The organism is Microcystis sp. M113S1 (genome assembly GCF_020246945.1).
Lineage (GTDB): Bacteria > Cyanobacteriota > Cyanobacteriia > Cyanobacteriales > Microcystaceae > Microcystis.
The window spans coordinates 1-6,489 of sequence record NZ_JADBSA010000012.1 but is presented as its reverse complement, the minus strand read 5'-3'; the positions used below and the strand labels follow the sequence as shown (position 1 = coordinate 6,489).

The window sequence follows — 6,489 nt, the reverse complement described above, 5'->3', positions numbered from 1 at the left end:
GGTCAACTACCTAATTTTCAGGGAAAAAGTACCTGAATTTTCCCCCTGATCACTCCCATGCCTGGTACTTTTTGATTGACAAAAAGTCTAAAAGTCTTACCCAACAAGGTTTTTAGATTTATTCAGCAGACCCTATTTAGGGTTTGCGGCAAAAAGTTTTTCGGTGGTGGCAGGGTGTGGGGTGTGGGGTGTGGGGTTTTACCAGTTTTGAGGTGGCCAATTACCTAATTTTCAGGGAAAAAGTGCCTAAATTTCCCCCCGATCACTCACATATCCAGTACTTTTTGATTGACAAAAAGTCTAAAAGTCTTACCCAACAAGGTTTTTAGATTTATTCAGCAGACCCTATTTACTGATAACTGAAAAGGTTCTTTAATTCCCTACCATTGTGGTAATTGCTGTCATTTAACCCACGACAAAGTTAACTAATTTGCCCGGGACAACAATCACTTTTTTGATTTCCTTGCCCTCTAAATAACGTTGGGCGATTTCTGATTCCAGGGCGAGGGTTTCTAAGGTGCTTTTATCGGCACTAGCGGGAACTTGTATCGTGCCTCTGGTTTTTCCCAAAATTTGGATTACAAGGGTGATCTCGTCCACAATAAGGGCAGTAGGATCAACTTTTGGCCAGGGTTGCAGGTGAATTGATTGGCTATGGCCTAAAGCTTGCCATAATTCTTCGCTAAGATGGGGAGCAAAGAGGGAAAGTAAGATTAATAGGGTTTCGATTCCTTCCCGATAAATGGGGGATTCAAAACACTTATTATCCCCTAAAGCGTTACTGAGTTTCATTAATTCGGAAATGGCGGTATTAAATTGATAATCTCCTTCTAAATCCTCGGAGATTTCTTTAATAGCGGTGTGAATTGCCCGTCTTAAATCCTTGTCAGTTTTCGAGAAAGTTTCTATTTTTTTGACTTGCTTGGGTTTATTTTCAATGTATTCGCTGACTAAACGCCACACCCGATTAAGAAAGCGAAATTGTCCTTCTACCCCGGCATCTTCCCACTGTAAATCTTTTTCTGGGGGTGCGGTAAAAAGTATAAACATTCGGGCAGTATCAGCCCCATATTTTTCGAGGACTTTCAGAGGATCAACGCCGTTATATTTCGACTTGGACATTTTTTCAAAGAAGAAAGAAAGAACTTCTCCCGTGTCTTTATCGCAATATTTATCCTCTTTATAGATAACATTTTCTGCGGGGACATATTTGCCAGTTTCGGGATTTTTGTAGGTTAATCCCTGTACCATTCCCTGGGTTAACAGACGGTTAAAAGGTTCATCGACATTAACTAACCCTCGGTCTCTTAAAACTTTGGTAAAGAAACGAGAATAGAGTAAATGTAGGATAGCGTGTTCGATTCCTCCGACGTATTGATCCACGGGCATCCAATCATTAACCTTCTCGAATTGAAAGGGTATATCTTCATTTTTAGCATCGGTATAACGGAGGAAATACCAACTAGAATCGATGAAAGTATCCATGGTGTCTGTTTCCCGTTTTGCGGGAGTTCCACAACTAGGACAATCCACATTTACCCAGTCTTCCAACTTAGCTAAAGGGGAAGCCCCTCGACCGCTAAATTCGACATTTTCTGGTAAAGTAACGGGTAAATTTTCCACTGGTACTGGCACGGTTCCACAGTTAGGACAGTGGATAACTGGAATCGGACAACCCCAATATCTTTGACGGGAAATTAACCAATCCCGGAGGCGATATTGTATTCTAGCTTTGCCGTAACCTTGGGCAGTGGCATAATCAATAATAGCGGTTTTTCCTTCTTGGGAATTCAGTCCATTAAATTGAGCGGAATTAATCATAATTCCCGCTTCTGTATAGGCCTCTTTTAACTCAATTTCGCCACTTTCTGGAGTAATAACTATCTTAATTGGCAGGTTATTTTCCCGAGCGAATTTAAAATCGCGACTGTCGTGAGCCGGGACTCCCATCACTGCCCCCGTACCGTATTCGTAGAGGACATAATCAGCAATTAAAATCGGAATTTCTTCACCAGTAAAAGGATTAATTGCTAGTCCTCCGGTTTTAATACCGCGTTTGGGTTTATCTTCGGCAGTTCTTTCTAATTCGCTTTCGCTGGCTATCTCTTGAATAAAAGTTTCTACGGCCGATTTTTGTTCGGGAGTGGTAACTTGTAAAGTTAAGGGATGTTCGGGAGCAAGTACCACATAAGTCACTCCATAAACCGTATCGGGACGAGTGGTAAAAACGGCAATTTTTTCTGTGGAATTAACAAGAGGAAATTCTAAATAAGCACCTACCGATTTACCAATCCAGTTGGACTGCATGGTTTTAACCCGTTCTGGCCAACCGGTAAGTTTATCTAAATCAGTGAGTAATTGTTCGGCATAATCGGTGATTTTTAGGAACCATTGCCGGAGTAATTTTCTTTCTACTTTAGCACCCGATCGCCAAGATTTTCCTTCACTATCTACCTGTTCATTTGCCAAGACAGTTTGATCGATAGGATCCCAATTCACTGCCGCTTCTTTTTGATAGGCTAATCCCGATGCAAAAAACTGTAAAAATAGCCATTGGGTCCAACGATAATATTCCGGGGAACAGGTGGCCACTTCTCTTTCCCAATCGATAGATAATCCTAACTGTTGTAATTGCCGTTTCATCTGGGCAATATTTTGCTCGGTCCATTTTGCCGGAGGAACTCCCCTTTCAATGGCGGCATTTTCTGCGGGTAATCCGAAAGCATCCCACCCCATGGGATGCAGCACGCGATAACCCTGCATTCTTTTCAGACGGGCAATCACATCGGTGATAGTATAGTTGCGAACGTGACCCATGTGCAGGTTGCCCGATGGATAGGGGAACATGGAGAGGGCGTAAAATTTCGGTTTATCGGCGTTTTCTGGGGTTTTGTCTAATCCCATTTGCTGCCAAATCTTCTGCCATTTCTGTTCGATTTCTGCGGGGTTGTACGGCACTGGGGTCCTTTCTCCTGAGTTGTATCTATCCTTCCCATTTTACCTGACTGGTATCGACGCTGGTTGCCCCATGAACTTTACTGGCGATCGCAACCATTTTATTTAAAGTCGCCTGATTGGAAACTGTACCTTTTAGTACAACTTTACTGCCAGTTTGAGCGACCCACAATTTGTCTTCATCAGCTAAATCCGGTGTCTCGTCAAAAGCTAAAACTACTCGTTTAGCTAGTCCGCTTTCGTCGTATTTTCCATCTAATCCGACTCTTTCGGGGGGAATACCCGCAGCAGCGGCTTTCCCTGCGATCGCACTAGCGGCATCTGCCGGTTTATCTAACCCGAAAATTCTTTTTAACCAATCCATTGCTAACACTCCTGATTGAGTCCTGTCCTAAAACCCCAATTTCTTTAAGAGGGATTTGGTCGAAACGATGTGTCGATCTAATCCTAAACGATCGGGACTGACTCCCACCGCTAAAGCGACCAATTGGGAAAAATGTAACACGGGTAAACCTAAACTTCGACCGATCACTTTTGCCACTTCCGGTTGTCGGGAATCAAGATTAAGATGGCATAAAGGACAAGGGGTGACTAAACAATCGGCCCCCGCTGCCATGGCCTCTAAAATGTGTTTTCCTGCCATTTGGAAGGATTGGGTGGTGGCATAACTGGACAGAGGCCAACCACAGCATTGAGTGCGTCCTTGATAATAAATCGGATTCGCCCCCACCGCTCGAAAGACATTTTCTAGAGATTCCGGCTGAAAGGGATTATCGTAGGGGAGAGTATCCTGGGCCCGCAGGAGATAACAACCATAAAAACTGGCACAATTTAACCCTGATAAGGGACGAACCACCTTGGCCGCCAGATTATCTAAGCCATAATCGCCGACAATTGCCCAGAGTAGGTGTTTAACCGTCGTCGTACCTTGGTAGGGGGAACAATGTTCTTTCTGTAAATAATTATTAACTTCCTCAACATAATTGGGATTATTATGCTTTGCTTCCTTCAAGCGCTCGTCCACATGACCGATCACTCCTTGACAGGTGCTACAGTGAGTCAACAGGGGTAAATTGAGGGCTTCCGCTAGGGCAATATTGCGCGCATTGACGGCATCTTCCAAGAGTTGCGAATCTTCCTTATAGGTTCCCGAACCACAACAGGCAGCTTTTTTGAGTTCGACTAAATTAATCCCCAAAGCTTCCGTCAGGGCTGCCGTGGATAAATATAGTTCCCGACAGGCACCTTGGGCGACACAACCGGGAAAATAAGCATACTGGAGATTGTTGACTGTCATGGATTCTAGGAAATTACTACTCATTACCTATCTACCATCTTGGCCCCCTTCCCCTCTGTCATCACTAAAGTCATGGAATTTCTTAATAGACAGTCTTTTGTGAGCTGCTCCGAACAAGTGTACGGTGGTTTGTCCCAGAAATAATATCCAAAAACGAGGAGAGCCATCTCAACAGTATAATGCCTCTCCTTGAAAAAAATTGTTGTCCTGAGGAGTCGGTTGTACAAATGGGAATCCGCCCGGTCAAGAGGTGATTTACGGGTAGAATTGAGAGTGCAGCCGAGAAATTGCGGCGAGAAACCCTATTTTGTCTGCTTACGCCGCTTGGGTGAGGGTGATAACAGCATCAAAGTCAGCACGGCTAGGGAAAATAGAGAGAACCCGATCGAGTTGGGTTAATTCAAAGATAATCTTGACTGAAGGTGGAATAGAACAGATATTGAAGGATTTTTCTTGACTTTGAGCCAGACGAAAGGCGCTAACTAAAGCCATTAATCCAGCGCTGTCGAGGAATTCCACCCTACTCATATCCACCAGAAAAGTGATAGAGCGACTCCGGTTAACCAGATTGGTGAGCTGCTCTTGAAATTCTAGGACGTTAGCGGCGGTAATATAGCCGTTTGGCTCAAATAGAGCAATTTCTGGGACTTTTACAGGACTTTTCATGGCTGGGCTTTGAAATTCATAAATGAACCTTTTAACTGGAGATCAGATACCGCTATTATGTCCTAACTTTCTGATTTCGTAACCTTCGTCTTGATATATTTTCTCTCTCCTGAAAAGATTAATCTTTTCTTAATCTTTACCCCTTTAGGAAGGAACCGGTTTCAGGTTAACCTTGGGATCCGAACAGTAAAGAGAAACAGTGATCAGGACTTACTCGGGTGAACATCAGGGGAAAGTCGTTAGGTTTAAGTTCTAATCCCGAATGACTGATGATGACCAAGCATTATACTGGTATTTTTGCTGAAATAAAGTAAAGCAGGATACAGAAACTAGATTTATTGAACTAGCGTAAGAAAATTGTGGATACCCAGCCGACTATCCGCCAATTAGTGGAACAAGCCCTATATTATCGTCAAATCACGCCAGAAATCGAGAACGGAATTAATGAACTCCTCGCTCGTCTTGGCTACGTTTCCGATGTGGATTACGAGGCCCTCGAGTTACTCATGGATGAAATGGACGAAGGCCGGATTAATCTCGTTCCGCGTTGGTAAGTTGATAGGGATATTTTCGATTATATAGATTTACTGGGGCGATCGGGGCTGTTGCAATCTAATCGCGGAGACGAGCTTTCGCTAACCGACAGTAATCTTTCCCCGACTAACCCCCTTTTAAAATAACCTTTGAGCGTTGGGAGCCACTACCCATGACCGTAGCCCTAAACCGAGCCGTTATTTATCCTGACAGTGATGGACAACCGATGGCCGATAATACCTTGCAATTTCGCTGGATTGTCTTGATTAAGGAAAATCTTGATTGTGTATTTCGAGATGCTTCCGATGTGTTTGTGGCGGGGGATTTACTGTGGTATCCCGTTGAGGGTCGTCCAGATATTCGCGTGGCTCCCGATGTGATGGTGGTCTTTGGACGGCCTAAAGGCGAGCGCGGCTCCTATCGTCAGTGGCAGGAGGGAAATATTGCACCCCAGGTGGTGTTCGAGATTTTGTCGCCGGGAAATACCCTCAAGGAAATGGCCAAAAAGTTAGGGTTTTATGAACAATATGGCGTAGAGGAATACTATATCTATGACCCTGAACGGGTGGATTTTGCTGGGTATCAGCGCAGGGCCAACAAGTTGCAAGTGATCGAAATGGCGACGGATTGGGTTAGTCCCCGGTTAGACATCCGTTTTGTGTTAAACCAGGAGCAGTTAGAAATTTATACTCCCCAGGGTAATCGTTTTTTAACAACCCTAGAGTTATCCGAACGGGCTAGTTTAGCAGAGCAAACCGCACACACAGAACAACAAAGAGCTAATTTAGCAGAGCAAACCGCAGAGGCAGAACGGCAACGGGCCAATTTAGCAGAACAGGAAAATGAACGGCTCCTGGAATTATTACGGCAAGCAGGAATCATGGGGGAAGGGCAAGGTTGACATCCTCGCCGCCCTAAAAGTGCGGCGATTCCTAAACCTCACGATTTAAGTTTCTGCTTCAACCACCGTTGCATACCACGGTTAAAAAACCATGTACTGTCTTACACAAAGTCCACAGACTTTCGCGACCTTTCAG

At 44.3% G+C, this 6,489-nt stretch carries 6 protein-coding genes; 2 read left to right on the top strand and 4 right to left on the bottom strand.

Annotated features, from left to right (window positions below; all coding sequences use genetic code 11):
* Positions 1–405: 405 nt before the first annotated feature.
* The 4 genes from leuS to IM319_RS00815 form a co-directional block, all read right to left on the bottom strand.
* Positions 406–2,958, bottom strand: a complete 2,553-nt coding sequence (gene leuS, locus IM319_RS00830; protein WP_287734279.1) for a leucine--tRNA ligase — start codon at positions 2,956–2,958, stop codon at positions 406–408.
* A 25-nt stretch (positions 2,959–2,983) separates the two neighbouring features.
* Positions 2,984–3,319: a BON domain-containing protein gene (locus IM319_RS00825; protein WP_287684610.1), complete on the bottom strand. Its 336-nt coding sequence runs from the start codon at positions 3,317–3,319 to the stop codon at positions 2,984–2,986.
* A gap of 27 nt (positions 3,320–3,346) precedes the next feature.
* Positions 3,347–4,276, bottom strand: coding sequence for a CoB--CoM heterodisulfide reductase iron-sulfur subunit B family protein (locus tag IM319_RS00820; protein ID WP_286826238.1), 930 nt, complete (start codon positions 4,274–4,276; stop codon positions 3,347–3,349).
* Between the two features lie 291 nt (positions 4,277–4,567).
* Positions 4,568–4,918: an STAS domain-containing protein gene (locus IM319_RS00815; protein ID WP_287078117.1), complete on the bottom strand. Its 351-nt coding sequence runs from the start codon at positions 4,916–4,918 to the stop codon at positions 4,568–4,570.
* 359 nt (positions 4,919–5,277) lie between these two features.
* On the opposite strand from IM319_RS00815, the gene IM319_RS00810 reads away from it, so the two are divergent.
* Entirely contained in the window at positions 5,278–5,472 is a 195-nt protein-coding gene (locus IM319_RS00810) for a hypothetical protein (protein WP_287734278.1), read from the top strand.
* 152 nt (positions 5,473–5,624) lie between these two features.
* Positions 5,625–6,353 (top strand): Uma2 family endonuclease, encoded by a 729-nt coding sequence (locus IM319_RS00805; RefSeq protein WP_287734277.1) that lies wholly within the window; start codon positions 5,625–5,627, stop codon positions 6,351–6,353.
* Positions 6,354–6,489 lie beyond the last annotated feature (136 nt).